Origin of the sequence: Falsiroseomonas oryzae (assembly GCF_027856955.1) — a bacterium.
Taxonomy (GTDB): domain Bacteria; phylum Pseudomonadota; class Alphaproteobacteria; order Acetobacterales; family Acetobacteraceae; genus Falsiroseomonas; species Falsiroseomonas oryzae.
This window is the reverse complement of sequence record NZ_JAPSMD010000025.1, coordinates 1-26,844: the sequence shown is the minus strand read 5'-3', so window position 1 is coordinate 26,844 and position 26,844 is coordinate 1. Positions and strand designations below refer to the sequence as shown.

Here is a 26,844-nt window from a genome sequence, read left to right as displayed (position 1 = left end):
CGCGCAATCCGCCGCCGACCTGTCGCGCGCCCTGGCCGAGGTGACGGCCACCGCCCCGCCCGCCGCGCCCACGCCCGCCCCGGCGCGTCCCGCGCCGGTCGCGGCCGAGACGAACCTGACCCTGGAGGCGGTCGAGGTCGAGGGCGGCCCCACCGTGCCGGTCGGCACCTGGACCCTGGTGGCGCTGACCGACCCGCCGCAGACCATGGTGCCGGCCAGCGGCGCGGCGCGGGTGAACGTCACCGTGCCCGCCGGCCGCTACGAGGTGCAGGTGCGCGTCGGCACCGCGCGCATCACGGAGCGCTTCGAGACGACCGGCGCGCGCATGACGCATCGCGTGGTGCTCAACCTCGGCACGCTGCGCCCGCTCGGCGCGCTCGGTCCCGGCGCGCCGCCGCGCGGCGGCAACTGGACGGTCCTGGCCGACGAGGTGCCCGGCTTCCGTGCCGGGGAGCCGGTACTGACCTCCGGCGCGGCGGAGCCCGCCATGCGCCTGGTCCAGGGCAGCTACCGGCTGCGCTTCCAGGCCGGGGAGGCGCGCGCCGAGACCGATGTCTTCGTCCCGGCCGGGCAGACCGTCGCCGTGCGCCTCGAGCTCGGCGCCGGCGAGGTGACGCTGAACGCGCGCCGCAACGGGGCCCCGGTGCCGGTGCAGCTGTGGGAGGTGCGCCGCCCCGGCGATCCGCGCGCCGCCGCCAGCTCCGGCGCGGCGCAACCGCGACTGGTGCTGAGCGCCGGGGAATGGCTGGTGCGGCTGCGCACCGGCGGCGCCTGGCACGAGCAGGCGATCACCCTGGCGGCCGGCCAGGCGATGGAGGTCACGCTGGCGGTGCCTTGACCATGGGGCCCGCCGCTCCTATCCGCCCGGGACTCCTGGGGAACGCCTGCACGATGACCGACGACGCGCTCGACCAGATGGCGACCCTCGCCGGCGCGCTGCCCTTCCTGAAGCGCTACGACGACCAGATCGTCGTGGTGAAATACGGCGGCCACGCCATGGGCGAGGAGGAGACCGCGCTGCGCTTCGGGCGCGACATCGCCCTGCTGGAGCAGGTCGGAGTCAATCCCGTCGTCGTCCACGGCGGCGGCCCGCAGATCAACGCGATGCTGAAGCGGCTGGACGTGAAGTCCACCTTCGTCCAGGGCCTGCGCGTGACGGATGCGGAGATGCTCGACGTGGTCGAGATGGTCCTCGCCGGCCCGGTCAACAAGCAGGTCGCGGAGGCGATCACCCGCGCCGGCGCGATGGCCGTCGGCATCTCCGGCAAGGATGGCGGCCTGGTGCGCGCGCGCAAGGTGACGCGGCGCGTGAAGGACGAGGCCGGAGTGCTGCGGGAGATCGACCTCGGCTTCGTGGGCGAGCCGGAGCGCATCGACCCGAAGATCCTGAAGCTGCTGATCGGCGCCGACATCGTGCCGGTGGTCGCGCCGGTCGGCGTCGGCGCGGACGGCCAGACCTTCAACATCAACGCCGACACCGTCGCCGGCGCCATCGCGGGCGCGCTGGAGGCGGAGCGGCTGCTGATGCTGACCGACGTGCGCGGTGTGCTCGGCCCGGACGGGAAGCTCATCCCGGAGATGACGGTGGCGCAGGTGAAGCAGGGCATCGCGGATGGCTGGATCTCCGGCGGGATGATCCCGAAGGTCGAGACCTGCATCTACGCCGTGGAGCAGGGCGTGAAGGGCGCGGTGATCCTGGACGGCCGCGTGCCGCATGCGGTGCTGGTGGAACTGTTCACCGATGGCGGCGCCGGCACGCTGATCCGGCCCTGACGCTGCCCGGGCGGCCTTGCCTTCGCGCCTGGGACGGGCTGCTATCGTGCCGTCGCAGCAGCAGGACCCGGTCATGAGAAGTAAACTCGCCGCCGTTGTTGCGGTCGCGCTCTTTGCCGTCGGCGGCATCGCCCAGGCCCAGAAGGGCGGGCCGGCGCAGGCCGCGCCGGAATCCCGCTTCCCGCCGAAGGAGACGGCGACCGACCAGCCGCCGCCCGACTGGCGGGCGGAGCCGCGCTACGGCACGCTGAACCTCCAGGTCGGCTTCGAGCCCGACCCGCGGGAGGTGGCGGTGGAGGCCGGCGGGTCGCGCGAGGCGACGTCTGTCGGGCCGAGCTGCGCCGGCTGGATCGACTTCTCGCGCCCGGACGTGGACCTGAACTATGCGCCCGGCCAGCAGCAGCAGTATCCTCTCTACATCTCGGCTGTGTCGAACGCCGACACGACCATCGTGATCAACGACCCGCAGGGCAACTGGCACTGCAACGACGACCTGGAGGGCCTCAATCCGGGCGTCGTGTTTCAGCGGCCGCTGCACGGCAACTACAACATCTGGGTCGGTACGCTGGACCGCGGCCCGCTGCAGCGCGCCACCGTGCGCATCTCGGAAGTCCCGCCGCGGCGCTGACCGGCCGGCCGGCTGGCCCGCCGGTGATCGGGCGGCGGGTCAGCCGAGCCTCTCCAGCAGCCGCTCCAGGTTGCGCCGCGCCTGGCGCTCGCGCTCCAGGTAGAAGCGGTCGGTCAGGAAGATCCGGTCCCGCCACAGCAGCAGCCGCAGCTCCGCCGCGCGGCCGGCGGCATAGGCGTCGTCGCCGAGATGCGCGTATTCCCGGCGGAACGCCTCCTCATACGCGTCGAACACCGCCCGCGGATCGCCGAGTACGGCGTGGTCCATGTCCAGCAGCAGCGCCGCGTCGCCGCGCAGCGAGGGGTCGCTCGTCTTCGGCAGCTCGCGTGCCGCCAGCGCGCCGATCAGCCCCTCCGCCCGGCGCAGCGTCGGCGCCGGGGTGTCCGCGGCCAGCTCCCGCATCAGCGCGACGCTGCGGGCCGGGCCGTCCGGCATGCGGCGGTCGAAGACGGCGCGGTGGAACAGCACGGCCAGGATGAAGGCGCCGCGGTCGGCGATGCCGTTCAGCACGTCCTCCGCCGCGGCCAGCATCTCCGCCACGCGCGCCCAGCGGTGATAGCTGCGGTGCGGCTCCGCGTAGCGCCGCTGCAGCTCGGCCAGGATGCGCGCGTCCACGACCGCCCTCCATGCGCCGCACGCCCCCCGCGCCCGGCCGCGTCCGCTACCTATCGGTCCCGGCGGTCGCTGTCAGCCTCCGCCTGCCGTGCCGTCGCTCGACAGCGGCAGGCGGCCCGGCCAATCCTGCGCGGATGAAGCGCGTCGCCCTCGACCCCGCCTGTCGCGCCGTGCAGCCAGGCGACTGCGCCGGCCTGTCCGTGCTGGGCGGGCTGGCGCCGGACCTGCTGGCGCGCGTGCTGGCGCGCAGCCAGCTGGCGCGCTTCGCGCCGGAGGCGGTGATCATCGCGCGCGGCGCCCCGAACGACACCCTCCATTTCCTGCTGGACGGGGCGGCGGAGGTGCATTTCGACCTGGCCGACCGCTCCGCGCCCATCGCCGTCGCGCCCGGCGCGATGTTCGGCGAGATGTCGGTGATCGACGGGCTGCCGGCCTCGGCCTGGGTGGTGGCGGTCGCGCCCTGCCGCGTGCTGCTGGTGCCGGCCGAGGTCTTCTGGGCGGAGGTCGTCGCCGTGCCCGGCGTGGCGCGCGACGTGATGCGTCGGCTCAGCCGCATGCTGCGCAACAACACCGAGGCCCTGACCGCCGCGATGCAGGCGCGGCTGCGGCACGAGGCGCTGGTGCGGGAGCTGGCGCTGGCGCGGGAGATCCAGCTCGGCGTGCTGCGGCGGGAGGATCCCTGGTTCCCGGGCCAGGACCGCTTCGCGATCGCGGCCCACATCCGGCCGGCGCGTCAGGTGGGCGGCGATCTCTACGACGCGATGCTGCTCGGCCCGGACCAGCTGCTGCTGGCGGTGGGCGATGCGGCGGGGAAGGGGATCGGCGCGGCGCTCTTCATGATGCGCGCGCTGACGCTGCTGCGCGACGCGGCGGCGACCTGGGTCTCGCTGGAGGCGGCGATGCGCGGTCTGAACGACCAGCTTGCCGCCGGCAACGACGCCGACATGTTCGTCACGATGTTCGCCGGCGTGCTCGACCTGCGCAGCGGCGCGATGGACTGGGTCAACTACGGCCATTGCCCGCCGGTGCTGCGCGGGCCGGACGGGGCGGCGGCGCCGTGTCCGGTGGGCGGATCGCCGGGGCTCGGGATGTTTCCCGGCGCAAAGGGCGCCTCCGGCCGCCTCGCGCTGCCGCCGGGCGGCACGCTGGTGCTGTATTCGGATGGCGTGACGGAGGCGATGGACCCGGAAAGGGTGGAGTTCGGCACGGAACGCCTGGTACACGCCACGGCCGCGGCGCCGACGGGCGACCCGGCGTCGCTGGTCCGCCATGTCGCGGAGGCGGTGGACCGCCACGCGGGCACGGCGGAACAGGCAGACGACATCACGCTGCTGGCGGTGCGGTGGGATGGCGACGCGGGGGGCCTTGCCCCCCGCACCCCCCACCAGGGGCATGATGCCCCTGGACCCGCGTCCGTTTGACGCCGGAGGCGGAGGGGGCGCTTTGGCCCCCTCCGCCTCCGGCGTCGAAAAACAGATGGTGGGGTTCGGGGAGCCTCAGGCTCCCCGGCGGGGGTCCGGGGGCAGCGCCCCCGCGGCTGGCCCTACGCCGCCTTTGCCTCCCGCCGCCGGCGGTGCAGCACGAACTCGGTATAGCCGTTCGGCTGCGCTGTGCCCTCGAACACCAGGTCGCAGGCCGCCTTGAAGGCCGGCCCGTCGAAGCCAGGCGCCATCGGCACATAGAGCGGGTCGCCGGCATTCTGCCGGTCCACCACCGCCGCCATGCGGCGCATGGTCTCCATCACCTGCTCGCGCGTCACGATGCCGTGGCGCAGCCAGTTGGCGATGTGCTGGGAGGAGATGCGCAGCGTCGCGCGGTCCTCCATCAGCCCCACGTCGTTGATGTCCGGCACCTTGGAGCAGCCGACGCCCTGGTCCACCCAGCGCACCACGTAGCCCAGGATGCCCTGCGCGTTGTTGTCGAGCTCGGCCTGCACGTCGGCCGGTGCCCAGTTGGTGTTCTCGGCCAGCGGCACGCTCAGGATGTCGTCAAGCTTCGCGCGCCGCCCGCCGCCCGCGATCTCCGCCTGGCGCGCTGCGACGTCCACCTCGTGGTAGTGCAGCGCATGCAGCGTCGCGGCGGTGGGGGAGGGGACCCAGGCGGTGTTCGCGCCGGCCTTCGGATGGCCGATCTTCTGCTGCAGCATCGCCGCCATCATGTCCGGCATCGCCCACATGCCCTTGCCGATCTGCGCCCGGCCGCGCAGCCCGCAGGCCAGGCCGACATCGACGTTCCAGTCCTCGTACGCCTTGATCCAGGGCAGGCCCTTCATGTCGTTCTTGCGGACGACGGCGCCGGCCTCCATCGAGGTGTGGATCTCGTCGCCGGTGCGGTCGAGGAAGCCGGTGTTGATGAACACCACGCGGTCCTTCGCGGCCTTGATGCAGGCCTTGAGGTTCACCGTGGTGCGCCGCTCCTCGTCCATGATGCCCATCTTGAGCGTCGCGCGCTTCAGGCCGAGGGCATCCTCCACCTTCGCGAACAGCGAGTCGGCAGCCGCCACCTCCTCCGGCCCGTGCATCTTGGGCTTCACGATGTAGACGCTGCCGGCGCGGCTGTTCATCCGCTTGCCGCGGATGTCGTGCAGCGCGATGGCGACCGTGCACATCGCATCCAGCACGGTCTCCGGGACCTCCTTGCCGTCCAGCGTGACGGCATCCGTCATCATGTGGTGGCCGACGTTGCGCACGAGCATCACCGACCGGCCGTGCAGCGTGACGGCGCTACCCGACGGCGTCTTGTAGGTGCGGTCGGCGTTGAGGCGCCGGGTGATGGTGCGCCCGCCCTTCTCCAGATCCGCGGTCAGGTCGCCCTTCATCAGGCCGAGCCAGTTGCGATAGACCACCACCTTGTCCCCGGCGTCCACCGCGGCGACGGAATCCTCGCAGTCCTGGATGGTGGTGAGCGCCGCCTCCAGCACCACGTCGGCGATGCCGGCCGGATCGTCCTTGCCGATCGCGCTGGTGCGGTCGATGCGGATCTCCAGGTGCAGGCCGTGGTTCACCAGCAGCACCACCTCCGGCGCCCAGGGGTCGCCCTGGTAGCCGACGCACTGGCCGGGCCGCGCCAGGCCAACCTTGCGGCCGTCCCGCAGCGTGACGGTCAGCGCGCCGCCCTCGATCGCGTAGTTCGTCGCCTCGGCATGGCCGACGCCGCCGGCCAGCGGTGCGGCCTTGTCCAGCACGCCGCGCGCGAAGGCGATCACCTTGGCGCCGCGCTTCGGGTTGTAGCCCTTGCCCTTCTCCGCCCCGTCATCCTCGGGGATCGCATCGGTGCCGTAGAGCGCGTCGTACAGGCTGCCCCAGCGTGCATTCGCCGCGTTCAGCGCGTAGCGCGCGTTGGAGACCGGCACCACCAGCTGCGGGCCGGCGGTCTGCGCGATCTCGGCGTCCACGTCCGTGGTGCCGACGCTGAAGTCGGCGGGCTCCGGCACCAGGTAGCCGATCTCCGTCAGGAAGGCCTTGTAGGCGACGAGGTCCAGCGGGCGCGCGGCGTTGTCGCGGTGCCAGGCGTCGATCTTCGCCTGCAGCGCGTCGCGTCGGGCCAGCAGCTCGGCGTTGCGCGGCGCCCAGTCGCGCAGGATCGCTTCCAGGGATGCCCAGAAGCGCGCGGGCTCCACCCCCGTGCCGGGCAGCGCCTCGTTCTCCATGAAGTCGCGCAGCGCGGGGGCAACGCCGAGGCCACCGATCCGGACGGAAACTGACACTTGCCTAACCTCCTCATGGCCGCCGGCTCGCGGGCGGTCGCACGCGGACGGGGCCGCGCGATTTGCGGGCATTCACGCCGCGAGGCAAGGGGGCGGGACCGTTACGGTCCCGCCATGCATTCAGCGATCCAGCACGGCGCGGTCGTTCTTCGCCGTCAGGGTGCGGAAATGCGGCTCCAGCTCGGCTTCCGACAGTCCGAAGGTCCGGATGAAGCCCATCACGAGTTGCTGCTCCTGCGGCTCCGCCTCGCCATCGGACATGGCGCTGTCGATCATGTTGAGCACGATGCAGAGCTTCTGGTCCGGCCGCAGGCGCTGCGCGGCCTGCTGCGCGAACTGCTCGGCCGGCGTCGCGCGGCAGAAGCGCAGCGCCGTGTTCAGCGCCTCTCGCGTGGCGTTGGGCCCCATGACGGAGAGCAGGTGGCCGACCTCCTCCTCGTCCATCTCGCCATCCGAGGCCATGCAATACAGCAGCGACGCCACCAGGCAGTTGCGGGGCGTGAGGTCGAAGGCGGGCGCCTGCGACTTGAACAGGTTGAACATCGTGGGTCTCCCGGGCTTGGCCCGCGACCGCGCCGCGCATCCCCGCCACGGGTCCTGCATCGGGGCGCCGTCGCCGGCAGAACACGGGCGGCCGAGTCGGACCGCCCGGCCGCCTTGAGCCAGAACAGGTGGCGCCGCGCAACTGCCGCCCTCCGCCGGGCGCAACGTTCCTGGTTCAATCCAGAGTAGAAATTTCGACACGCGGGCACGAAAAAGCGTTGCGTGAGGGCAACACCGTCCGGGGTGGTGTCGTGCCTGTGCAACACCGCCCTTCATGAACCGAATAATTGAAACTAGTCTGCTCGTATTCCCCGGACCGTGTTCCAGCCGTGAGCCCAATGACCGCGGGAGCCCCAGAGGCTCCGCCCCTCGACGACGCACCGGTGCGGCGCCTCGCGCCCGTCCAGCCGCGCACCATGGTCGAGCAGGCGGCCGAGGCCGTGGTGCTGGCCGCGGCGCGCGGTGCCTTCCTGCCCGGCGACCGCCTGGTGGAGGCAGAAATCGCCCGCGATCTCGGCATCAGCCGCGTCCCCGTGCGGGAGGCGCTTCGCCTGCTGGAGAGCCAGGGTATCGTGGTCAGCACGCCCTACAAGGGCATGCGGCTGATGCAGGTGACGAACCGCGGCGTCGCGGAGCTCACCCGCGTCCGGGCCGCGCTGGAAGCGCTTGCCGTGAAGGAGATCGCGGCCGCAGGCGGTGGCGAACAGCGCCTGGCGGCGGCGCGGCGGGCCGCGGCGGTCTACCAGCAGTCCCTGCTGGATGGCGACCAGGCCGCGACCGTCGCCGCGGATGTCGCGCTGCATGGCGAGATCTGCCGCGCCTCGGGCAATGCGGTGCTGCACGCGCTCTGGCTCGGCCTGGCGCGCCAGCTGGCCGTGATCTGGAGCCTTGGCCAGGGCGTGCGCCCGGGCCCGGCCATCGTGGCGGAGCATCACGAGTTGCTGGACTGCCTGGCCCGGGCCGATGCCGCCGGGGCGCTGGCCGCCCTGGAGCGCCACCTGGCCTGGCACGAGGCCTTCGACTTCGAGGGCGCCATCGCCGCGCGGCGCAGCCAGCGGCGCTGACCCCTCGGCATGGCGGAGACGGTCCGGCGGAGGCATGATCCCGCCGTTCCACACAGGATCCCCGCATGCCGCTCCGCTACGACCCGCCGCCGCACACCACCCAGCATTGGCAGGTGACCAAACCCGCCGCGCGCGGCCGGCGCGGCATGGTGGCATCCCAGTCCCGCGCCGCGGCGGAGGCCGGGATCGCCATCCTGGAGGCCGGCGGCAACGCCGCCGACGCCGCGGCGGCCATGGCCTTCGCGCTGGCCGCGGTGGAGCCCTGGAATTCCGGTCTCGGCGGCATCGGCTTCGCGCAGCTGGCCGGGCCGGGCCTGCCGGCGCAGACGCTGGATTTCGGCCCGGTCTCGCCCGGCGCCCTCGACCCCGCCGCCTTCCCGATGACCGGGCGGATGAAGCAGGACCTGTTCTCCTGGCCGGAGGTGGAGGGCGACCGCAACATCCACGGCCCGCTCTCCTTCGTGATCCCCTCCGCGGTGGCAGGCTATGCGGCGCTGCACCGGGCACATGGGCGCCTGCCGGCCGCGGACGTTCTGGCACCGGCCATCGCGCTGGCCAGGCGCGGCCTGGCGCAGGACTGGTTCACCACGCTGAAGGTCGCCAATGCCGCGGCGACGCTGCGGCTCTATCCCGAATCGGCGCGCATCTACCTGCCGAACGGCCTGCCGCCCGTCGCCCCCTACCAGGGCTCGCCCGGCTTCTTCCGCCTCGGCGCCCTGGCCGAGACGCTGGAGCAGCTCGCCCGCGCCGGCTTCCGCGACTTCTACGAAGGCGAGGTCGCCCGGGCCATCGCGGCCGATGCGAAGGAGATGGGCGGCGTGCTCTCCGCCGCCGACCTCGCGGGCTGCCAGGCGCGGTTCCTGCCGGCCATCCCCGTTCCCTGGCGTGGCCGCACGCTGCACCTCTCCAACGGGCTGACCGCGGCGCCGACCTTCCGCCGCGTCATGGCGCTGATGGAGGGCGCCGACTGGTCCGGCCGCGCGCCCTCCACCGCCTGGCACCTGGCCTTCGCGCGCGCCATGCAGCAGGCCTATGCCGAGCGCCTGGAGGGCCTCGGCGAGGCCGAGCCGAAAGGCACGGACAGCTGCACCACCCACCTGACCGTCTGCGACGCCGACGGCATGATGGTCGCGATGACGACCACGCTGCTGTCCAGCATGGGCAGCCGCGTCGTGCTGCCGCGCTCGGGCGTGCTGATGAACAACGGCGTCATGTGGTTCGACCCGCGCCCCGGCACGCCCAACGCCATCGCGCCGAACCGGCGCCCGCTCTGCAACATGTCCCCGGTGATCGCGACCGACGCGGCCGGCGTGCCCGCCATCGCGCTCGGCGCCTCGGGCGGGCGGCGCATCCTGGCGGCGGTGTTCCAGATCCTCGCCCTCGTCGCCGGCTTCGGCATGGATCCCGAGGAGGCGGCGCATCAACCGCGCCTCGACGTCTCCGGCCCGGAAGGCGCGACCGCCGACCGCCGCCTGCCGGCGGAGACGCTCGCCGCTCTGGCCGCCCTCGGCCCGCTCGAGGTGGTGGAGCATGCGGTGCTGCCGGTGAACTTCGCCTGCCCGAACCTGATCGCCATCGGCCCCGACGGCCAGCGCACCGGCATCAGCGACGCCATGTCGCCCTGGTCGGCGGCGCTGGCGCAGGGTTGAGGGCGGCGAGGGGAGGCAGGGCATGGCGGCGCCGCTCCTGCTCGCCGAGGAGATCATCCTCCTCTCGCTGGACGACGCCACCGGCCGGCCGGTCGGGCGGCAGGGCATGGCGCCGGACCTGGCGCTGGCCGGAGCGCTGCTGATGGACCTGGCGCTGGCCGGCCGCATCGACACCGACCGCGACCGGCTCTGGGTGGCCGACGACACGCCGACCTGGGACGTCGTGCTGGATGGCGCGCTGGCCGACCTGGCGGATCCCGCCGCGCCGCGCGACGCGCGCGGCGCCATCATGCTGCTGGCGCGCGACGCCGGCGAGGTGCGGGACCGCCTGATGGAGCGCCTGGTCGACTCGGGCCGGCTGCGCCGCGTGCAGGACCACGTGCTCTGGTTCTTCACCGACCGCCGCCATCCGAAGCCGGAAGGGCGGGACGATGCCGCCCGCGCGCGCGACCGGCTGCGCATCCTGCTGCTGGCGGAGGAGATCCCGGAGCCGCGCGACGCACTGCTGCTGGGGCTGGCGCGCGCCGCTGGGCTGCTGCCGCTGATCTTCAGCGCGGAGGAACTGGCCCGCGTGCAGGGCTGGCTCGGCCTCGTCACCCGCATCGAGAGCCTGAACCGGTCGCTGGCGGTGGCAGTGGCCGATGTGCGGGCCGGCCGCGGCGCGGGCTGACCGCGCGCAAGCTTCCGCCGCGAAAGGCGCTCGCGCGGCACGGCTCTTGCTCACTCACCCGTGACAGGTCGCGTGGCTGGCGCATGGGCCGGGATCTCTGCCCGGAACCTATGCAGGTTGCCTCCTGTCTGACCACGGGAGCAGATCCATGATGAACCGCCGCCATCTCTTCGGCCTTGCCGCCGGCGCCCTCTCCGCGCCGTCCCTCGCGCTGGCCCAGGGGGCCTGGCCGAACCGCTCGATCCGCCTGGTCGCCCAGTTTCCCCCGGGCGGCCTGGTCGACACGGTCGCGCGCCTGATGGCGCCGCAATTCGCCGCCGCGCTTGGCCAGTCCGTGGTGGTGGAGAACCGCCCCGGCGCCGGCGGCATCATTGGCACAGACGCCGTCGCGAAGGCGCCGGCCGACGGCTACACGCTGCTGGTCAGCCACGCCTCGGTGCACGTCTTCTCCACCGCCACGCGCCCGACGCTGCCCTTCGACCCGATCAACGACTTCACGCACATGGTGCAGCTGGTCGAGGCGCCGAACATCATCCTGGTGCGCGGCAACTCGCCCTTCCAGACGCTGGACCAGCTGCTGACCGCGGCGCGCACGCGGCCCGTCCGCTACGGCTCCTCCGGCATCGGCTCCGCGCCGCACCTGCTCGGCGCGATGCTGTCGTCGGAGGCGCGGGCGCCGAACCTCGACCACATCCCCTATGCCGGCAGCGCGCCGGCCATGCAGGACCTGCTGGCGAACAACATCGAGAGCATGGTGGACCCCATCACCACCAACGTGCAGCAGATGCGCGACGGGTCGCTGCGCGCGCTCGCGGTCTCCTCGCCGCAGCGCCTCGCCGCCTTCCCGAACGTGCCGACCTTCGCCGAGCTCGGCTATCCGAAGCTGACCTCGGCGCAGTGGCTCGGCCTCTCGGCGCCGAAGGGGCTGCCGCAGCCGATCGTGGAGCGTCTCACCGCGCTGACGCCGACCATCCTGGCGCGGCCGGAGCTGATGACTCGCTTCACCGACATCCAGACCATGCCGCGCAACCCGCCGCCGACCGGCGCGGCCTTCGTCGAGATCATCCGCAAGGAGATCGCCGATTGGACCGCGGTGGCGCGCCAGTTCAACATCGTGGTGAGCTGACGACCGGGCCGGGGCGGCCGCTGCGCCGCCCCGTCCTTCCCGCACGGGCAAGGCCCGTGCGCCTCGCTTTCGCCGATCCGCATGTGGCAGCCTTCCCGCCGGCCCGATCCGGGCCGAAGGGGAAGGAGACGCACATGCACATCGACCGCCGCACCTGGCTGCGGGGGGCGGCGGGCGCTGCCCTGCTCGCCACGCCTGCCCTCGCCCAGCGGGGCGAGCCCATCGGGCGCTATCCGGACCCGTCCGTCCAGCTCCTCGACCCGTCCTTCGGCCGCTATCGCATCGCGCTCGCCGCCGTGGAGCGCCTGGCCACGGGCTTCCGCTGGACCGAGGGACCCGTCTGGTTCGGCGACCACCGCACGCTGGTCTTCTCCGACATCCCGAACAACCGCCTGATGCGCTGGAGCGAGGCGACCGGCCGCATGGACGTCTTCCGCGAGCCGTCGAACAACTCCAACGGCAACACGCGCGACCGCGAGGGCCGGCTGATCACCTGCGAGCACCTGACGCGCCGCGTGACGCGCACCGAGCTCGACGGCGCCATCACCGTCATCGCCGACCGCTTCGACGGCAAGCCGCTGAACAGCCCGAACGACGTGGTGGTGAAGCGCGACGGTTCCATCTGGTTCACCGACCCGCCCTTCGGCGTGCTGGGCTTCTACGAGGGCGAGACGGCGACCCCCGAACTGCCGACCAACCTCTATCGCGTCGATGGCCAGACCGGCCGAATCACGGTCGCGACCGGCGACATCAACCGCCCGAACGGTCTGGCCTTCTCGCCGGATGAGCGCATCCTCTACGTGGTCGAGGCCGGCGCGACGCCCGCGCGCGTGATCCGCGCCTTCGACGTGGCGGAGGATGGCCGCCTGTCCAACAACCGCGTCTTCTACCAGTGCCGCGAGGGCGAGACGCCCGACGGCTTCCGCGTGGACGTGGACGGCAATCTCTGGGTCGGCTGGGGCATGGGCACGCCGGAACTCGACGGCGTGCGCGTGATCAACCGGTCCGGCGCGGCGATCGGCCACATCCACCTGCCGGAGCGCTGCGCCAACCTCGCCTTCGGCGGCCGCCACCGCAACCGGCTGTTCATGCCGGCCAGCCGCTCGCTCTACGCCCTTTACGTGAACACGCAGGGCGTCGCCTACGGCTGACGCGGAACCGGCCTGCGCGGCGGCCCCGTCAGGCCGCCGCCTGTCCCGTCGAGCAAGCGTGATCCTGCCTGGCGCAAGCACCTGCGCAGACTGCCGCGCCGGGCCAGGGGATGATTCGATTTGAGCCGTTCCGCGCCGGCCTGCATTGGGCGCGTCCTCCATCTGGCCTTGGCTGGGCTGAGACGAGGAGGGTGTTCATCATGCCTGCGCATTCCTGGCGCCCGCACGCCGGCGCGCTGCTTGCTGTCCTGGCCGGGCCGGCCCTGGCGCAGCCGCCGCCGACGGGCACCTCGCAGCAGCAGCTGGTCGTGGAGGGCAACATCGCCGATCCGCAGACGCGGGAGCGCTTCGGCCTGCTGACGCTGACGAATCCCGAGGGCACCTGCAGCGCCTCGATGCTGAACGACTACTGGGCGATCACGGCGGCGCATTGCGTCTTCTCCTCCGCCGGCACCTGCCCGCAATTCGCCGCCAACCAGATCCAGCTCACGGCCAACTGGCCGCGCGCGGACTGGCCGGGCAACACGAAGACGGTTGACGCCCGGCAGGTCATCGCCCTGGGCACGCCGCAGGCCGCGCGCTGCGCGATGGGAAACGCGCGCGGCTTCGACGCCGCCGGAAGGCCGACCGACATCGCACTCCTGCAGGTCGGGCTGCACGATTTCGGCAGGCCCGACATCCGCGAACGCCGGCTGAACGAGCGCGCGCCGATTTCCAACAGCGCTGTGCTGGCCTTCGGGCGCGGGCGCAACCAGCTCGCCTCGCCCGTCGGCCCGACACCCTCCTCCGGCGACGGTCAGTACCGGTCGGTCGAGTTCGCCATCACCGGCATCCAGGCCACCGAGTATTCCTTCTTCGGCGGCGATGGCGCCACCATCGCGGCCGGTGACAGCGGCGGGCCGACGCTGGTCGAGGACTGGGACAACCCGCTGTCTCCGCGACGCCGCCTCGAATGGCGGCTGACCGGCGTGCATTCCTGGTGCGAGACGGAATGCATGCCCGGTCAGACCTGCGGCGCGCCGGATCCCTGGGCCTGGGTCTGGCGCGTGAACCGCTGCTGGGACTCCAGCATCTTCCACGTGCGAGATGCAATCCTCGCGGCGATCCAGCAGATCCCACCGGACGACGCCTTCATCGGCACCTTCCCGCGCGTGCCGGCTAGCGTGCTCGCGGCGCGCCGCGCGCTCTACGCGCAGAACATCGACGAGCCGCTCGTCGCCCCCGCGGGTGCCGCGATCGACGTGCAGCTGACCTTCGAGCGCTGCCACGAGCTCCGTGTCGCCCGGCTTGCCGGCTGCCCGGTGGAGCCCGCCTTCGAGCAATGGTCCTACGACGCGAACACCCATCAGCTCCTGCATGTCGACAGCGGCAGGTGCCTGAACATCTCGGGGGCCAGCACCGCGCCGAATGCCCTGGTCATCCTCTTTCCCTGCGTCAACGCGGCGAATGAGAAGTGGACGGTCTCCGGCAGCTCGACCTGGACGATCCGCAGCGACCACAGCGGCCTCTGCCTGCATGCCGTGCCGGGCCGGCGGGGCGGCGGCGGGCCGCTGCAGGTCTCGCTCGGCACGCCCGCGACGCTGACGCAGATGCCCTGCGACGGCAGCCCGGCCCAGCAGTTCAGCAACGTGGACGCCGACTGGCATCGCCGGAACGGGCCACGCTGAGGCCCACCCCGCGCGTCAGGCCGCGCTGCGCCGCAGCCTGGTCGTGATGGAGCGCATCGGCGCCGGCAGGCGACCCCGCCTGCCGGCGATCCACGCTAGGGCGCGGCCTGCGCCTTGCACCACCGCGCCACCTCCGCATGGGTGGCGAACCACACGCCCTGGCGCGCCTTCATGTGCCGCACCAGCCGGTCGAGCAGCGCGATGCGGCTGCGGTGGCCGATGACGTGCGGATGCATAGTCAGCAGGAACAGGCCGCCCTCCACGTAGGCGCCCTCGAACTCCGCGGTGAAGATCTCCTCCACGGCCGATGGCGGCGTGTAGGGGCGCAGCGCGGAGAAGCGCACCATGTTGAAATACACCGCGTCGTCGCGGATCCATTCCGGCGGCAATTCCACGATGCCCGTCGGCTCGCCGTCGTCCAGCAGCTCATAGGGGTCGTCATCCGCCATCAGGCTGCTGTCGTAGAGCAGCCCCATCTCCCGGATGATGGAGAGCGTGTCCACGCTGAAATCCCAGCTGGCCGTCCTGATGCCGACCGGGCGCTGGCCGCTCAGCTTCTCCAGCGTGTCCGCGGCGCGCAACGTCAGCTCCCGCTCCACGCCGGGCGGCAGCTTGGTGTTCGCCTCGTGGATCCAGGAATGGATGCCGATCTCGTGGCCGTCCTGCGCCACCGCCCGGATCTCCTCGGTATGCAGCAGGGCGGAGACGGCGGGGTAGAAGAAGCTGGCCTTGATGCCGTGCCGCGCGAGCAGCGCGCGGATGCGCGGCACGCCCTGGCGGTTGCCGTACTGGCCCTGGCTGATGCGCATCGGGCTCTGGTCCGCGTCGCGCAGCGGGATGGTCTCGTGGTCCGCGTCGAAGGAGAGGCTGACGGCGCAGCGCGCCCCGCCCGGCCAGGATCGCGGCGCCAGCGACCGGCCGGCCCGCGCGCGGCCGACGATGCGGCGCCATTCCGGCTCCGACCACTCCCAGGGGTTCTCGCTGAGCTCTGGCATGGCGGGGCGGCTCCGGTGATGGCGGCGTGGTGCATTCTTGCCTCGCGCCGTCCCGGCGTCGATCCTGCGCCGTACGGCCGCTCGGCCGCGGAGGGGAACTGGATGCCCGGATTCTACATCGCCAAGCGCGGCCAGCCGCCCGGTCGCGCCGGGCTGCAGCTGCCCTTCACGCCGACGCAGGGCCCGATCCTGCTGGGCGCCGACACCGCCAATTTCCTCGACGTGCCGATGGGCCCACCCTGGTCCGGCAACTTCGCGGCGCTGGAGGGAATCCGGACCAGCGCGATGACGAACTGCATGGTGGTCTGCGTCGTGCAGGCGGTCGGCAATGGCTGGGGCCTGGGCTACTTCAACCACATTCCGGGCGGCTACTGGCGGCGCGATCAGGACTGGACCTGGATGGGCTTCCGCAACGCCGTCGCGGCGCAGGACTGCTACGGGGTGGTCTTCTCCGGCTTCCAGTCGGGCATCGGCGGTCTGGTCGATGCCGTTGCGACCTTCGTCCCGCTGGCGAACATGTCGGTCTATGTCACCTCGATCCACGAGACGGACCTCGCCGTCGCGCGTGCCGGCGGCTATTTCGGCGAGACCAGATCGACGGGCGATGTCAGCGATAGGTCCTACTATGGGTTCGGGCGCTGCGGCCCCGTCCGCCGTAACCTTTGAGCGGCCGCCGATCCCGTCCCCTCCCGCTCCCCCTCCGCCCCGCGAGCGTGCCATGACCCAGACCGACCCCGCCCTGATGACCGCCGAGCAGCTGCTCGCGCTCTACGCCCGCCGCGCCCTCTCCCCGGTGGAGGCGTTGAAGGCCGTGCTGGAGCGCGTGGCGCGCTACAACCCCTGGGTCAACGCCTTCGCCGCGATGAACCCGCAGGCGCTGCGCGCCGCTGGCGAGAGCGAGGCGCGCTGGATGGCCGGGCGGCCCCTTGGCCTGTTGGACGGCGTGCCGAGCACGGTGAAGGACCTGCTGCATCTCTCGGGCTTCCCCACGCGCCGCGGCAGCCGCACGACCGATGCCGCGCCGGTCGCCGAGGACGCGCCGGCCGTGCTCGGGCTGAAGGCGGAAGGGGCGGTGATCCTGGGCAAGACCACCACCACGGAGTTCGGCTGGAAGTCGCCGGGCGACTGCCCGCTGCACGGCATCACGCGCAACCCCTGGAACCCGCAGCGCACGCCCGGCGGATCGTCCAGCGGGGCAGGGGCCGCCGGCGCCGCCTGCTTCGGCCCGCTGCACATCGGCACCGATGCCGGCGGTTCCATCCGCATCCCCGCCGCCTATTGCGGCCTGGTCGGGGTGAAGCCGAGCTACGGCCGCATCCCGCAATGGCCGCACGGCGCCTTCTCCGCCGTCGCGGTCGCCGGCCCGATGACCCGGACGGTGCGCGACGCCGCGCTGATGTTCTCCGCCATGGCGCGGCACGATCTGCGCGACCCCGTCTCGCTGCCGGAGGGTGGGCGGGACTGGCGGGAGGGGATCGACGACGGGGTGAAGGGCCTGCGCGTCGCCATCGTCCGCAGCTTCGGCTTCGAGCCGCCGCTGGACCCCGAGGGCGAGGCCGCGCTGCGCCTGGCCGCGACCCTGCTGATGGAGGCCGGCGCGGTGGTGGAGGAGGCGGACCCGCAGATGCCGGATGCGCGGGCGATCTTCACCCGCGTCTGGGGCGTGGCCATGGCCCGGCTCTGGTCCTCGACGCCGGAGGAGAAGCGCGGCCTGCTGGATGCCGGCATCGGCGAGGTCGCGCAGCGGATGGGCGAGATGAGCGCCGCCGACTTCCTGGCCGCCGACATGCTGCGGCTGGAGGCCGCCCACGCCATGGCGCGCTTCCACCAGCGCTACGACCTGATCCTGACCGCCTGCACCCCGACCGCCGCCTTCGACGCCGATGCGCCAACCGTGACGCCGGTGGAATCGCTCTGGCGCGACTGGGCGCCCTGGACCTTCGCCTTCAACCTGACCCGCCAGCCCGCCATCAGCGTGCCCGTCGGGCTGGACGATGCCGGCATGCCGCGCGCCGTGCAGGTGGCGGCCGCGCTCTACCGCGACGACCTGGCCTTCCGCGCCGCCCGGGCGATCGAGCAGGCCGCGACCCTCCCCCTGGCGGAGCCGGCCGAAACCGGGCAGATGCGCCCCGCCAAGGGATAGACGACGAGGACGACAGGCGATGCGTTTGGTCACCTTCACGCGGCCGGGCCGGGTGCAGTTCGAATTGGGCGCGCTCGCCGCCGACGGCGCCGTGCTGGACCTGGCCGCGGCGGAGCCCGCGCTGCGCGGCGAGACCATGCTCGACCTCTGCGGCGCCGAGCCCGCCATGCTGGTCAAGCTGCGCGCGGCGCTGGCGAAGGCGCCGAAGGTGGAGGGCGCGAAGCTCTGCGCGCCCATCCCGCGCACGCCGAAGAACGTGTTCTGCGTCGGCAAGAATTACCACGAGCATGCGAAGGAATTCGCGGGCTCGGGCTTCGACGGCGGCGCGAAGGACGTGGTGCCGCCCTTCCCGGTGGTGTTCAGCAAGCCGCATACCGCGATCATCGCGACCGGCGAGCCCATCAACGGCGCGCTCGATCCCACCGGCGGCCTGGACTACGAGGGCGAACTCGGCGTGGTGATCGGCAAGGGCGGGCGCGGGATCGCCAAGGCGGACGCGCTGCGTCACGTCTTCGGCTACACCATCGTGAACGACGTCACCGCGCGCCACCTCCAGAAGCGCCACAGCCAGTGGATCCTCGGCAAGGGCCTCGACACCTTCTGCCCGATGGGCCCGGCCATCCTGACCGCGGACGAGGTGCCCGACCCGACGAAGCTGGTGCTGACCACCTGGGTGAACGGCGAGCAGCGCCAGCAGGCGCCCGTCGCCGACCTGATCTTCGACATCCCGACGCTGATCGAGGCGATCAGCGCCGCCATCACGCTCGAGCCCGGCGACGTCATCGCCACCGGCACCCCGGCCGGCGTCGGCATCGGCTTCAACCCGCCGAAGTTCCTGAAGAAGGGCGACGTGATCCGCATCGAGATCACCGGCATCGGCGTTCTGGAGAACGCGGTCGGCTGAGCTCGACCTGCCCCGCGATGCTTTTCCCTCCCCCGCTTGGCTGCGGGGGAGGGCACGAGAACCAGAGAGAACGCCATGAGCCTCCATCGCCGCACCCTGCTGACCGCTGCCGCGACCATTCCCTTCGCGACGCACGCGCAAGCGCAGTCCGACTACCCCTCCCGCCCCGTCACCATGGTCGTCGCCTTCCCGCCGGGCGGCCAGGCCGATCTGGCCGCGCGCCCCACCGCGGCCGCGATGGAGCGCATCCTGCGCCAGCCCGTCATCGTGCAGAACCGCGGCGGCGCCGCGGGCGCCATCGGCAACGCCTTCGTCGCGCGCAGCGCGCCGGATGGCTACACGCTGCTGATGGCGCTGTCGTCGCTGGCGGTGATCCCGGAAGCGGAGAAGCTGTTCAACCGCACGCCGCCCTACACGGTGGACCAGTTCACCCCGATCGCGCTGGTCAATGCCGACCCGACCATGCTGGCCGTCCCCGCCTCCGCGCCCTGGCGCACGATGGAGGAGTTCATCGCCGCGGCGAAGGCGCGTCCGGGCGACATCCCCTATGGCTCCTCGGGCACCTACGGCACGCTGCATGTCGCGATGGAGATGCTGGCCGCCAGCGCCGGCATCCGCCTGCTGCACGTGCCCTTCGCCGGCGCCGGCCCGGCCATCACCGCGCTGCTCTCGGGCCAGATCCAGGCGCTCGCCTCCGCGCCCGGCACCCTGACGCAGCATGTCCGCGACGGCCGCCTGCGCGTGCTGGGCTGCTGGGGCAAGGACCGCGTCGCCGCCTTCCCGGACGTGCCGACCTTCATGGAGAAGGGCTTCGCCGACGTCGAGTTCTACATCTGGGCCGGGTTGTTCGCCCCCGCCGGCACGCCGGCACCGATCATCCAGCGCCTGCGCGATGCCGTGCGCCAGGCCGTGCAGGACCCGCAGCTGGTCCAGGCCTTCACCGCCGCCGGCGCGCCGGTGGCCTATCTCGACCAGCCGGAGTTCCAGCGCTTCTTCGAGGAGGACAGCGCCCGCCTGCTGCGCGCGGTGCAGCGCATCGGCAAGGTGGAATAGCCTTCGCCCTTTCCGCCGCGCGGCGCCGATGGCAGCCTGCGCGGCGGAAAGGACCCGGCATGCCCACGAACGAGACTGACATCACCGCCTGGCTCGCCAGCCAGCACGACGCCATGGTCGCCGCACTCCGCGAGATGGTGGACACCGATGGCGGCAGCTACGACAAGGCCGGCGTGGATGCCGTCGGTGCGCAGATCGCGCGTTTCCTGGACGGCCACGGCATCCCCGTGCAGACCCTGCCGCAGTCCCGCTTCGGCGACTGCCTGCGCGCGACGGTGGAAGCCGAGGGCGGTGCCGGCGCGGGCAATCAGCGCCGCAACATTCTGCTGATGGGCCACCGCGACACCGTCTTCCCGAAGGGCGAGCCGACGCGCCGGCCCTTCACCATCGAGGGCAACCGCGCCTACGGCCCCGGGGTCGCCGACATGAAGGCGGGGCTGGTGATGAACATGTTCGTGCTCGCCGCCTTCAGGCGCTTCGGCGGCGCGCCCGGCCCGCTGGTCGGGCTGTTCACCGGCGACGAGGAGATCGGCTCCCCCGAAGGCCGCCCGGTGATCGAGGCCGAGGCCCGCGGGGCGCGCGTGGTGTTCAACTCCGAGCCCGGCCGCCCCGACAGGGGCGTGGTGACGGGCCGCAAGGGCGGCGTCTTCTCGGTCTTCGACATCGAAGGCAAGGCCGCGCATTCAGGCGGCAATTTCGAGCAGGGCATCAGCGCCATCGGCGAGCTTGCCGCCAAGATCACCGCGATCCACGCGCTGACCGACCTTTCGCGCGGCATCACGCTGAATGTCGGCCTCGTGACCGGCGGGCAGAGCGTCAACACCGTGGCACCCTGGGCGCAGGGCCAGATCGACCTGCGCTATGTCGAGCCCGCCGACCGCGACGAGGTGATGGCGAAGATCGAGGCGATCATCGCGAGATCCTTCGTGCCCGGCACGAAGGCGAAGCTCACGATCAAGGGCGAGTTCCTGCCGCTGACGCAGGACGACGCGTCGAAGCGCGTCTACGAACTCTATCGCGGCGCGGCGCAGGAAGCGGGCTTCGACGCCAAGCCCAACTTCTCCGGCGGCTGCGCCGATTCCGGTTTCACCGCCGCGATGGGCGCGCCGACGCTCTGCGCTGTCGGGCCCGTGGGCGGCAAGGCGCACAGCCCCGAGGAGTATCTGGAACTCGACAGCCTGGTGCCGCGGGCGCAGGCGCTCGCCCGCGCCATCCTCCGCCTCGACGCCGCGGGGATCTGAGCCATGCCGGAGCGCCGCCCCCGTCCCACCGCGCCGCCGACCGACGCGCCGCTGCTGCGCACCATCGCCATGCCCGCCGACGCCAACCCCAACGGCGACATCTTCGGCGGCTGGCTGATGGGGCTGATGGACCTCGCCGCCGGCAACGCCGCGGGCCGCCGCGCGCGCGGCCGCGTCGCGACCGTCGCGGTCGATGCGATGGTCTTCCACTCCCCGGTGCTGGTGGGCGACGAGGTCTCGATCTACGGCCGCATCGTCTCGGTCGGCCGTAGTTCCATGAAGATCGAGATCGAGGCCTGGCGGCGGGAGCGCGCGGACGAATCCGCCAATGTCGTGACGGAGGCGGTGTTCACCTTCGTCGCCATAGACGCCGCGCGTCGTCCGCGACCCGTGCCGCCGGAGCCGACGACGCCATGAGCGACCAGGCCTGGACCATCCTGCGCCCGCACGTCATCCGCTGGTCGGAGTGCGACCTCTACGGCCATGTCAACCACGCGGCCTACCTGACGCTGTTCGAGGATCTGCGCGTCGATCACTGGCAGGCGCTGACCGGCCACGCCATCACGCCGGACCGCCCCGGCCCGGTGGTGGCGCAGATCGAGGCGCGCTACCTGCGCGCGGTGGGCTTCGGCGACGCCGTGCAGCTCGCCTGCCGCGCCAGCGCCTTCCGCCGCACCTCCTTCGTGCACGACTACGCGCTGCTGAAGGAGGGCGAGGCCTGCTGCACCGGCCGCGCCGTCTGCGTCGTCACGCGCCAGGACACCGGGGAGAAGGTGCCGCTCTGGCCGGAGCTGCGCGCGAAGCTGTTGGCCGAGGGCGCGGCGGAGGGATAGCCGGGCTACCCCTCGCGCCAGGGCCGGCGCTGCCACAGCGCGCGCAGCGCCGCGTAGTCCTCCTGCATCATCGCCTTGTAGGCGTCGCCCACCAGCGGGCGCAGCGGCATGTTCGACCGCTCGGCATCGGCGATCATCGCCGGGTCGGCCAGCGCCGCGCGGAACGCCTCGCGCAGCTGCGCCACGATCTCCGCCGGCATGCCGGGCGGCCCGGCGATGCCGCGCGCGCTGCCGCCCAGCACGTCGAAGCCCTGCTCGCGGAAGGTCGGCACCTCGCCGGTCGGCGCCCAACGCTGCGGGCCGCCCTGCGCCAGGCAGCGGATCCGCCCCTCGCGCATCAGCGGCAGGCCCTCGCTCATGTTGAGGCTGCCCACCGGCAGGCTGCCGCCCAGCACGTCGCGCACCACCGGCGCGGTGCCGTTGTAGGGCACGTGCAGCAGCCGCACGCCGGCCGCGTTCTCGAAGCCCAGCTGCAGCAGATGGTCGTCGGACCCGATGCCGGCGGTGCCGACGCCGATCGTCTCCGGCCCCCGCCGCGCCGCCGCCTGCAGGTCGGCCAGGTTGCGCCATGGGCTGTCGGCGCGCACCCAGAAGCCGCCGGGGTCGTCCACCACGTTCGCGATGTAGGTGAAGTCCTCCGGCCGGTAGCGCGGCCGCCGCTCGATCGCGACGGCATGCATCGCCGTGTTGGTCACCGCGCCGATCGTGTAGCCGTCGGGGGCCGCGTTGAAGATCGCCTCGAAGCCGAGCTGCCCGGCGGCGCCGGCGCGGTTGACGATGGCGAAGCGCGCGCCGGGCAGGCGCGGCTGCACGAAGTTCATGATGGGCCGCACCATGTTGTCCACGCCGCCGCCGGGCGGGAAGGGCACGATGACCTCGATGGGCCGGTCCGCAGGCCAAGCGGCCCGCGCCAGGCGCGGCGCGGCCAGCAGCCCCGCGGCGGCGCCCAGCAGGATGCGGCGCGTGGTCATGGTCGTTGTCCTCCCGAATGCGGCGGCCAGCTTGGCGCGCCCCGCCGTCCGCAGGCAACTCCCTGATTCGGCAATGGGATTCGTTCCGCCGTGCGGAACGCGGCGGGCCCGCACCTTCCCACCGGGCGCCGGCGGCGCCTACCTTCCGGGCATGATCCCGAACCGCCCCTATCGCCTGCTCCTCAACCGCCGCCACGGCACGCCCGGCGTCGTGGTGCTGCCCGAGGGGGGGTTCCGGCGCGCCCGGGCGGAGATCGAATCCTGGCCGGGCTATGAACCCACGCCGCTGCTGCCGCTGCCGGAGGTCGCACAGGCCGCGCGCGTCGCCGCCGTGCACTACAAGGACGAGGGGCCGCGCTTCGGCCTCGGCTCCTTCAAGGCGCTCGGTGGCGCCTATGCGGTGGCGAAGCTGCTGGTCACGGAACTGTCGCGCCGCGGCGTCGCCAACCACGCGACCACGAAGGAACTGGAGGAGGGCGCGCATCGCGATGCCGCGCAGGGCATCACGGTCACCTGCGCCACGGACGGCAACCATGGCCGCTCCGTCGCCTGGGGCGCGCAGCGCTTCGGCTGCCGCTGCGTGATCTTCGTGCATGAAGGCGTCAGCCAGGGACGGCGCGACGCCATCGCGAAATACGGCGCGGAGCTCCGCGTCGTGCCCGGCACCTACGACCACGCCGTGCGCGCCTGCGCCCATGAGGCGGAGCGCGAGGCCTGGTTCGTCGTCTCCGACACCTCCTGGGAGGGCTACACGGAGGTGCCGCGCGACGTGATGCAGGGCTACCGGCTGATGGCGGAGGAAGCGTCGAACCAGCTCGATGCGCCGCCGACCCATGCCTTCGTGCCGGGCGGCGTCGGCGGCGTCGCGGCCGCCGTCTCCGTGCAGCTCCGCGCGCGCCACGGCGGCGCGGTGAAGGTGGTGGCGGTGGAGCCCGACAAGGCCGCCTGCCTGCTCGCCTCCGCCGAGGCCGGCGAGCCGGTCGCGGTGGAGGGCGATCTCGACACCTTGATGGCGGGGCTCGCCTGCGGCGAGCCGAGCCTGCTGGCCTGGCAGGAGCTGGAGCGCGGCGCCTTCGCCTTCATGTCGGTCTCCGACGACAGCGCGGTGGATTGCATGCGCCTGCTCGCCCGGCGCAAGCCGCCGGTCGTCGCGGGCGAGAGCGCGGTCGCGGGCCTCGCCGCGCTGCTGCTCGCGGCGCGCGATCCGTTCTCGCGCGCCATGCTCGGGCTGGATGCGGACAGTCGCGTGCTGCTGTTCGGCACGGAAGGCGCGACCGATCCGGAGACCTACGCGCGGCTGACGCGCGAGATCTGAGGGCAGGGCGCAGGCGCTGTTCAACCGCGGGTCGCGTGACGCGCCGCGTGCCATGTTCGTGAAACCTGCGAAACCGCAATTCCCTGCCGTCTCGCGATGCGGCAGGCGCAGTGTCCCGCCGCTTCGGACGACCCGGAGCGCAGGAGAGACACGACATGATCCGCTTCGCAGCCAAGCGCCGGGCCGCCGGCGCGGCATTCCTCCTCATGGCAGCGCTGGCGCCGGCCGGGGCGGGCGCGCAGCCCGCGACATCCCAGGGCATCGCGCCCGACGCGGGCCGCTGGCGCACCTGGGTGCTCGCCTCCGGCAGCCAGTTCCGGCTGCCGGCGCCGCCTGACGCCGACGCCACCCGCGCAGAGATCGAGCAACTCCGCGCGATGGCCGGGACTGTGGATGCCGAGACGCGCGAGCGCATCCTCTGGTGGGATTCGGTCGCGCCGTCCTACCGCTGGAACGCCATCGCGCTCGAGGCGTCGCTGCGCGCCGGCCTGAACGCCAATGTCGCCTCGCGTCATCTCGCGGCGCTGCACACCGCGCTGGCGGATGCGATGGTCGCCGCATGGGACAGCAAGCACGCGCATGGCCGCGCGCGCCCCGCCGTCCTCGACCCGACGCTGGCCACCGTGGTGCCGACGCCGCAGAGCCCGTCCTGGCCGGACGAGCATGCGGCGGCCGGTGCGGTTGCCGCGGCCATGCTCGGCGCGTCCTTCCCGCAGCGCGCGGCGGAATTCGAGCGGCTTGCGGAGGAAGCGTCGCGGATGCGCCTGCTGGCGGGCGTCGCCTTCCCGAGCGACGTGGCGGCCGGCACCGCGCTCGGCCGCCAGGTCGCCGCCGCGGCGCTGGAGCGCGCCCGCAACGACCGCTCGGCACTGCCCTGGACCGGCAGCGTCCCGACGGGCCCTGGCCTGTGGAACGGCACCAACCCGATCATGCCGCAGGCGGCGACGTGGCGGCCCTGGCTGCTCGCCTCGCCCGACGAGTTCCGACCGCCGCCGCCGGCCGCCCATGACAGCCCCGAGCGCCAGGCGGAGCTGGCGCAGCTCCGCGCCTTCCCGCGCACGCCGAAGACGAATGCGGATGCGCTGTTCTGGGAGGTCGCGGTCGGCGGGCTGCGCAACTACGAATACTGGAGCAACCACACGAGCCGCCTGCTGCTGGAGAACGGCCTCGCCGCCGATCCGCCGCGCGCGGCGCGCACCTACGCCCTGCTGCACGCCGCGCATTACGACGCCGGCGTGGCCTGCTGGGACGCCAAATACGCCTATTGGGCGATCCGGCCCTTCCAGCTCGACCCGGAGTTGCGGCCGATCTTCGCCACGCCGAACCACCCGAGCTACCCGGCCGCGCATGCCTGCTACTCGATGACAGCCGCGCTGGTGCTCTCGCACCTCTTCCCGCGCGACGCGGCGTCGCTGCTGGCGCTGGGGCGGGAGTCCGGGGAATCCCGCATCTGGGCCGGCATCCACTACCCCAGCGACGTCGCGGCCGGGCAGCGCCTGGCGCAGCAGGTGGCCGGCCGCGCCATCGAACGTGCCCAGGCCGACGTCGCCACCCGCTGAGCCTGACGGGCGGGCCCGGGACGTCCCGGGCCCGTTCCGATGGATAGTTGACAGGACCTCCGCCCCTGCTCATGCGTTCGGCGTCCAAGGCACGCCAGGGCACATCCGCCCGCAGGGAGACGCAGAACATGACGCAGACGGCCCTTCGCCGCCGCCACATCCTCACGCTCGGCGGCGGCGCGCTTGCGCTGCCCGCGCTCGGCCTGCGGCCCGCCGCGGCGCAGGGGAGCTGGCCCAGCCAGCCCGTGCGGATGATCGTGCCCTTCGCCGCCGGCGGCCCAACCGACGTGCCGGCCCGCCTGATCGCCGACGAGAAGTCCAAGGCCCTGCCGCACCGCGTGGTGGTGGAGAACCGCACCGGCTCCGGCGTGGTCATCGGCACCGACATGGTCGCCAAGGGCCCGCAGGACGGGTCGGTGGTGCTCTACACCACCGTCGCGCATGCCGTGCTGCGCCCGATGTTCCCGCGCCTGCCCTTCGACCCGATCGCCGACTTCACCCCGGTGGCGCTCGTCGGGCAGGTGCCGGTCATCCTGCTGGTCAATCCGAACTTCCCCGCGCGCAACATCCAGGAATTCATCCAGGTCCTGCGCGACAATCCCGGGCGCTACGACTACGCCTCCTCCGGCAATGGCGGCGCGGTGCACCTGGCGACGGAGCTGTTCCTGCACCAGGCCGGCGGGCTGCGCGTCAACCACATCCCGTTCCGCGGGTCCTCCGCCGCGCTGCCGGAGGTGCTGGCGGGCCGCATCCCGATGATCTTCGACATCGCCGCCTCCGCGCTGCCCTATACGCGCTCCGGCGAGCTGCGCGCGCTCGGCATCAGCACCAAGCAGCGCAGCCCGCTGGCCCCCAACATCCCGACCATCGCCGAGCAGGGCGTGCCGAACTACGAGGCCTATACCTGGCACATGGTGATGGTGCGCTCCGGCACGCCGCAGCCCGTGGTGGAGGCGGTGAACCGCGCCGTGAACGCCGCCATCGAGATCCCTGCCGTGCAGGAACGGCTGCAGGGCCTGGCGATGCAGGTGGTGCGCGGCAGCACGCCGGCCTCCGCCGCGGCCTATCTCCGCAGCGAGATCGACACCTGGGAGCCGATCGTCCGCGCCGCCGGGATCCGCGCCGACTGACCTGCCGGCCGCGCTGACCGCGACCGGCGCGGCCCGTGCCGGACGGCACCATCCCCGCCCGCGCGCTGCTGCTCGGCGAGCGGCTCGACGCGCGCGGGCTGGACCGCG

25 protein-coding genes are annotated in these 26,844 nt (G+C 72.8%); 20 read left to right on the top strand and 5 right to left on the bottom strand.

Going from position 1 to position 26,844, the window contains the following annotated elements:
- The 3 genes from OZN99_RS05225 to OZN99_RS05215 all read left to right on the top strand — a co-directional run.
- A partial coding sequence (locus OZN99_RS05225) for a hypothetical protein (protein ID WP_270934127.1) occupies nucleotides 1-838 on the top strand: 838 nt, incomplete at its 5' end.
- A gap of 53 nt (nucleotides 839-891) precedes the next feature.
- Nucleotides 892-1,773 carry an acetylglutamate kinase gene (gene argB, locus OZN99_RS05220; RefSeq protein WP_270934125.1) on the top strand — a complete coding sequence of 294 codons (882 nt, stop codon included), beginning with the start codon at nucleotides 892-894 and terminating at the stop codon, nucleotides 1,771-1,773.
- Nucleotides 1,774-1,819: 46 nt separating this feature from the next.
- Entirely contained in the window at nucleotides 1,820-2,401 is a 582-nt protein-coding gene (locus tag OZN99_RS05215) for a hypothetical protein (RefSeq protein WP_270934124.1), read from the top strand.
- 39 nt (nucleotides 2,402-2,440) lie between these two features.
- On the opposite strand, the gene OZN99_RS05210 is transcribed toward OZN99_RS05215, so the two are convergent.
- The gene (locus OZN99_RS05210; protein WP_270934123.1) at nucleotides 2,441-3,016 is read right to left on the bottom strand and encodes an HD domain-containing protein; all 576 of its coding nucleotides are present in this window, start codon (nucleotides 3,014-3,016) and stop codon (nucleotides 2,441-2,443) included.
- A 134-nt stretch (nucleotides 3,017-3,150) separates the two neighbouring features.
- On the opposite strand from OZN99_RS05210, the gene OZN99_RS05205 reads away from it, so the two are divergent.
- The gene (locus OZN99_RS05205) at nucleotides 3,151-4,437 is read left to right on the top strand and encodes a PP2C family protein-serine/threonine phosphatase (protein WP_270934122.1); all 1,287 of its coding nucleotides are present in this window, start codon (nucleotides 3,151-3,153) and stop codon (nucleotides 4,435-4,437) included.
- A 122-nt stretch (nucleotides 4,438-4,559) separates the two neighbouring features.
- Here the strand turns inward: OZN99_RS05205 and OZN99_RS05200 are convergent, their stop codons facing one another.
- Nucleotides 4,560-6,722: a malate synthase G gene (locus OZN99_RS05200; protein ID WP_270934121.1), complete on the bottom strand. Its 2,163-nt coding sequence runs from the start codon at nucleotides 6,720-6,722 to the stop codon at nucleotides 4,560-4,562.
- A gap of 120 nt (nucleotides 6,723-6,842) precedes the next feature.
- A complete protein-coding gene (locus tag OZN99_RS05195) occupies nucleotides 6,843-7,265 on the bottom strand; it encodes a TerB family tellurite resistance protein (protein ID WP_270934120.1) in 423 nt (140 codons plus the stop codon).
- 383 nt (nucleotides 7,266-7,648) lie between these two features.
- Between OZN99_RS05195 and OZN99_RS05190 the strand changes: the two genes are divergently transcribed.
- The 6 genes from OZN99_RS05190 to OZN99_RS05165 all read left to right on the top strand — a co-directional run bounded on the left by OZN99_RS05190 (nucleotide 7,649) and on the right by OZN99_RS05165 (nucleotide 14,592).
- A complete protein-coding gene (locus tag OZN99_RS05190) occupies nucleotides 7,649-8,329 on the top strand; it encodes a GntR family transcriptional regulator (protein WP_270934118.1) in 681 nt (226 codons plus the stop codon).
- Between the two features lie 65 nt (nucleotides 8,330-8,394).
- A complete protein-coding gene (locus tag OZN99_RS05185; protein ID WP_270934117.1) occupies nucleotides 8,395-9,978 on the top strand; it encodes a gamma-glutamyltransferase in 1,584 nt (527 codons plus the stop codon).
- A gap of 22 nt (nucleotides 9,979-10,000) precedes the next feature.
- Nucleotides 10,001-10,648, top strand: coding sequence for a GOLPH3/VPS74 family protein (locus tag OZN99_RS05180; protein ID WP_270934116.1), 648 nt, complete (start codon nucleotides 10,001-10,003; stop codon nucleotides 10,646-10,648).
- A 148-nt stretch (nucleotides 10,649-10,796) separates the two neighbouring features.
- Nucleotides 10,797-11,774 carry a Bug family tripartite tricarboxylate transporter substrate binding protein gene (locus tag OZN99_RS05175; protein WP_270934115.1) on the top strand — a complete coding sequence of 326 codons (978 nt, stop codon included), beginning with the start codon at nucleotides 10,797-10,799 and terminating at the stop codon, nucleotides 11,772-11,774.
- Between the two features lie 134 nt (nucleotides 11,775-11,908).
- On the top strand, nucleotides 11,909-12,925 hold the full coding sequence (locus OZN99_RS05170; protein WP_270934114.1) for an SMP-30/gluconolactonase/LRE family protein: 1,017 nt from the start codon (nucleotides 11,909-11,911) through the stop codon (nucleotides 12,923-12,925).
- A gap of 200 nt (nucleotides 12,926-13,125) precedes the next feature.
- Complete coding sequence (locus OZN99_RS05165; protein ID WP_270934113.1) at nucleotides 13,126-14,592, top strand: RICIN domain-containing protein; 1,467 nt, start codon at nucleotides 13,126-13,128, stop codon at nucleotides 14,590-14,592.
- 95 nt (nucleotides 14,593-14,687) lie between these two features.
- Here OZN99_RS05165 and OZN99_RS05160 read toward each other — a convergent pair whose 3' ends face one another.
- Nucleotides 14,688-15,587, bottom strand: a complete 900-nt coding sequence (locus OZN99_RS05160; protein ID WP_270934112.1) for a polysaccharide deacetylase family protein — start codon at nucleotides 15,585-15,587, stop codon at nucleotides 14,688-14,690.
- 102 nt (nucleotides 15,588-15,689) lie between these two features.
- On the opposite strand from OZN99_RS05160, the gene OZN99_RS05155 reads away from it, so the two are divergent.
- The 7 genes from OZN99_RS05155 (at nucleotide 15,690) to OZN99_RS05125 (ending at nucleotide 21,761) form a co-directional block, all read left to right on the top strand.
- Nucleotides 15,690-16,253, top strand: a complete 564-nt coding sequence (locus OZN99_RS05155; RefSeq protein WP_270934111.1) for a hypothetical protein — start codon at nucleotides 15,690-15,692, stop codon at nucleotides 16,251-16,253.
- Between the two features lie 52 nt (nucleotides 16,254-16,305).
- Nucleotides 16,306-17,730: an amidase gene (locus OZN99_RS05150; protein WP_270934110.1), complete on the top strand. Its 1,425-nt coding sequence runs from the start codon at nucleotides 16,306-16,308 to the stop codon at nucleotides 17,728-17,730.
- Nucleotides 17,731-17,749: 19 nt separating this feature from the next.
- On the top strand, nucleotides 17,750-18,634 hold the full coding sequence (locus OZN99_RS05145; RefSeq protein WP_270934109.1) for a fumarylacetoacetate hydrolase family protein: 885 nt from the start codon (nucleotides 17,750-17,752) through the stop codon (nucleotides 18,632-18,634).
- 75 nt (nucleotides 18,635-18,709) lie between these two features.
- Nucleotides 18,710-19,687 carry a Bug family tripartite tricarboxylate transporter substrate binding protein gene (locus OZN99_RS05140; protein WP_270934108.1) on the top strand — a complete coding sequence of 326 codons (978 nt, stop codon included), beginning with the start codon at nucleotides 18,710-18,712 and terminating at the stop codon, nucleotides 19,685-19,687.
- 59 nt (nucleotides 19,688-19,746) lie between these two features.
- Nucleotides 19,747-20,928 (top strand): M20 family metallopeptidase, encoded by a 1,182-nt coding sequence (locus OZN99_RS05135; RefSeq protein ID WP_270934107.1) that lies wholly within the window; start codon nucleotides 19,747-19,749, stop codon nucleotides 20,926-20,928.
- A 3-nt stretch (nucleotides 20,929-20,931) separates the two neighbouring features.
- The gene (locus OZN99_RS05130; protein WP_270934106.1) at nucleotides 20,932-21,345 is read left to right on the top strand and encodes an acyl-CoA thioesterase; all 414 of its coding nucleotides are present in this window, start codon (nucleotides 20,932-20,934) and stop codon (nucleotides 21,343-21,345) included.
- Nucleotides 21,342-21,761: an acyl-CoA thioesterase gene (locus OZN99_RS05125; RefSeq protein ID WP_270934105.1), complete on the top strand. Its 420-nt coding sequence runs from the start codon at nucleotides 21,342-21,344 to the stop codon at nucleotides 21,759-21,761. Before OZN99_RS05130 ends, OZN99_RS05125 begins: the two co-directional genes overlap by 4 nt.
- A gap of 5 nt (nucleotides 21,762-21,766) precedes the next feature.
- Here OZN99_RS05125 and OZN99_RS05120 read toward each other — a convergent pair whose 3' ends face one another.
- A complete protein-coding gene (locus OZN99_RS05120) occupies nucleotides 21,767-22,732 on the bottom strand; it encodes a tripartite tricarboxylate transporter substrate binding protein (protein WP_270934104.1) in 966 nt (321 codons plus the stop codon).
- A 151-nt stretch (nucleotides 22,733-22,883) separates the two neighbouring features.
- Here OZN99_RS05120 and OZN99_RS05115 point away from each other — a divergent pair, with 151 nt between their 5' ends.
- The 3 genes from OZN99_RS05115 to OZN99_RS05105 all read left to right on the top strand — a co-directional run bounded on the left by OZN99_RS05115 (nucleotide 22,884) and on the right by OZN99_RS05105 (nucleotide 26,736).
- Nucleotides 22,884-24,047 (top strand): diaminopropionate ammonia-lyase, encoded by a 1,164-nt coding sequence (locus tag OZN99_RS05115; RefSeq protein WP_270934103.1) that lies wholly within the window; start codon nucleotides 22,884-22,886, stop codon nucleotides 24,045-24,047.
- Between the two features lie 155 nt (nucleotides 24,048-24,202).
- Nucleotides 24,203-25,606, top strand: coding sequence for a phosphatase PAP2 family protein (locus OZN99_RS05110; RefSeq protein ID WP_270934102.1), 1,404 nt, complete (start codon nucleotides 24,203-24,205; stop codon nucleotides 25,604-25,606).
- A gap of 128 nt (nucleotides 25,607-25,734) precedes the next feature.
- Nucleotides 25,735-26,736, top strand: a complete 1,002-nt coding sequence (locus OZN99_RS05105; protein WP_270934101.1) for a Bug family tripartite tricarboxylate transporter substrate binding protein — start codon at nucleotides 25,735-25,737, stop codon at nucleotides 26,734-26,736.
- Nucleotides 26,737-26,844: the final 108 nt, after the last annotated feature.

Excerpts from the sequence above, each read along its gene's own strand:
- OZN99_RS05140 (WP_270934108.1), top strand. The coding sequence starts at position 18,710 with ATGAGCCTCCATCGCCGCACCCTGCTGACCGCTGCCGCGACCATTCCC.
- OZN99_RS05110 (WP_270934102.1), top strand. The coding sequence starts at position 24,203 with ATGATCCGCTTCGCAGCCAAGCGCCGGGCCGCCGGCGCGGCATTCCTC.
- OZN99_RS05195 (WP_270934120.1), bottom strand. The coding sequence starts at position 7,265 with ATGTTCAACCTGTTCAAGTCGCAGGCGCCCGCCTTCGACCTCACGCCC.
- argB (WP_270934125.1), top strand. The coding sequence starts at position 892 with ATGACCGACGACGCGCTCGACCAGATGGCGACCCTCGCCGGCGCGCTG.
- OZN99_RS05205 (WP_270934122.1), top strand. The coding sequence starts at position 3,151 with ATGAAGCGCGTCGCCCTCGACCCCGCCTGTCGCGCCGTGCAGCCAGGC.
- OZN99_RS05105 (WP_270934101.1), top strand. The coding sequence starts at position 25,735 with ATGACGCAGACGGCCCTTCGCCGCCGCCACATCCTCACGCTCGGCGGC.
- OZN99_RS05115 (WP_270934103.1), top strand. The coding sequence starts at position 22,884 with ATGATCCCGAACCGCCCCTATCGCCTGCTCCTCAACCGCCGCCACGGC.
- OZN99_RS05160 (WP_270934112.1), bottom strand. The coding sequence starts at position 15,587 with ATGCCAGAGCTCAGCGAGAACCCCTGGGAGTGGTCGGAGCCGGAATGG.
- OZN99_RS05180 (WP_270934116.1), top strand. The coding sequence starts at position 10,001 with ATGGCGGCGCCGCTCCTGCTCGCCGAGGAGATCATCCTCCTCTCGCTG.
- OZN99_RS05175 (WP_270934115.1), top strand. The coding sequence starts at position 10,797 with ATGATGAACCGCCGCCATCTCTTCGGCCTTGCCGCCGGCGCCCTCTCC.
- OZN99_RS05120 (WP_270934104.1), bottom strand. The coding sequence starts at position 22,732 with ATGACCACGCGCCGCATCCTGCTGGGCGCCGCCGCGGGGCTGCTGGCC.
- OZN99_RS05130 (WP_270934106.1), top strand. The coding sequence starts at position 20,932 with ATGCCGGAGCGCCGCCCCCGTCCCACCGCGCCGCCGACCGACGCGCCG.
- OZN99_RS05150 (WP_270934110.1), top strand. The coding sequence starts at position 16,306 with ATGACCCAGACCGACCCCGCCCTGATGACCGCCGAGCAGCTGCTCGCG.
- OZN99_RS05145 (WP_270934109.1), top strand. The coding sequence starts at position 17,750 with ATGCGTTTGGTCACCTTCACGCGGCCGGGCCGGGTGCAGTTCGAATTG.
- OZN99_RS05165 (WP_270934113.1), top strand. The coding sequence starts at position 13,126 with ATGCCTGCGCATTCCTGGCGCCCGCACGCCGGCGCGCTGCTTGCTGTC.
- OZN99_RS05155 (WP_270934111.1), top strand. The coding sequence starts at position 15,690 with ATGCCCGGATTCTACATCGCCAAGCGCGGCCAGCCGCCCGGTCGCGCC.
- OZN99_RS05125 (WP_270934105.1), top strand. The coding sequence starts at position 21,342 with ATGAGCGACCAGGCCTGGACCATCCTGCGCCCGCACGTCATCCGCTGG.
- OZN99_RS05135 (WP_270934107.1), top strand. The coding sequence starts at position 19,747 with ATGCCCACGAACGAGACTGACATCACCGCCTGGCTCGCCAGCCAGCAC.
- OZN99_RS05170 (WP_270934114.1), top strand. The coding sequence starts at position 11,909 with ATGCACATCGACCGCCGCACCTGGCTGCGGGGGGCGGCGGGCGCTGCC.
- OZN99_RS05185 (WP_270934117.1), top strand. The coding sequence starts at position 8,395 with ATGCCGCTCCGCTACGACCCGCCGCCGCACACCACCCAGCATTGGCAG.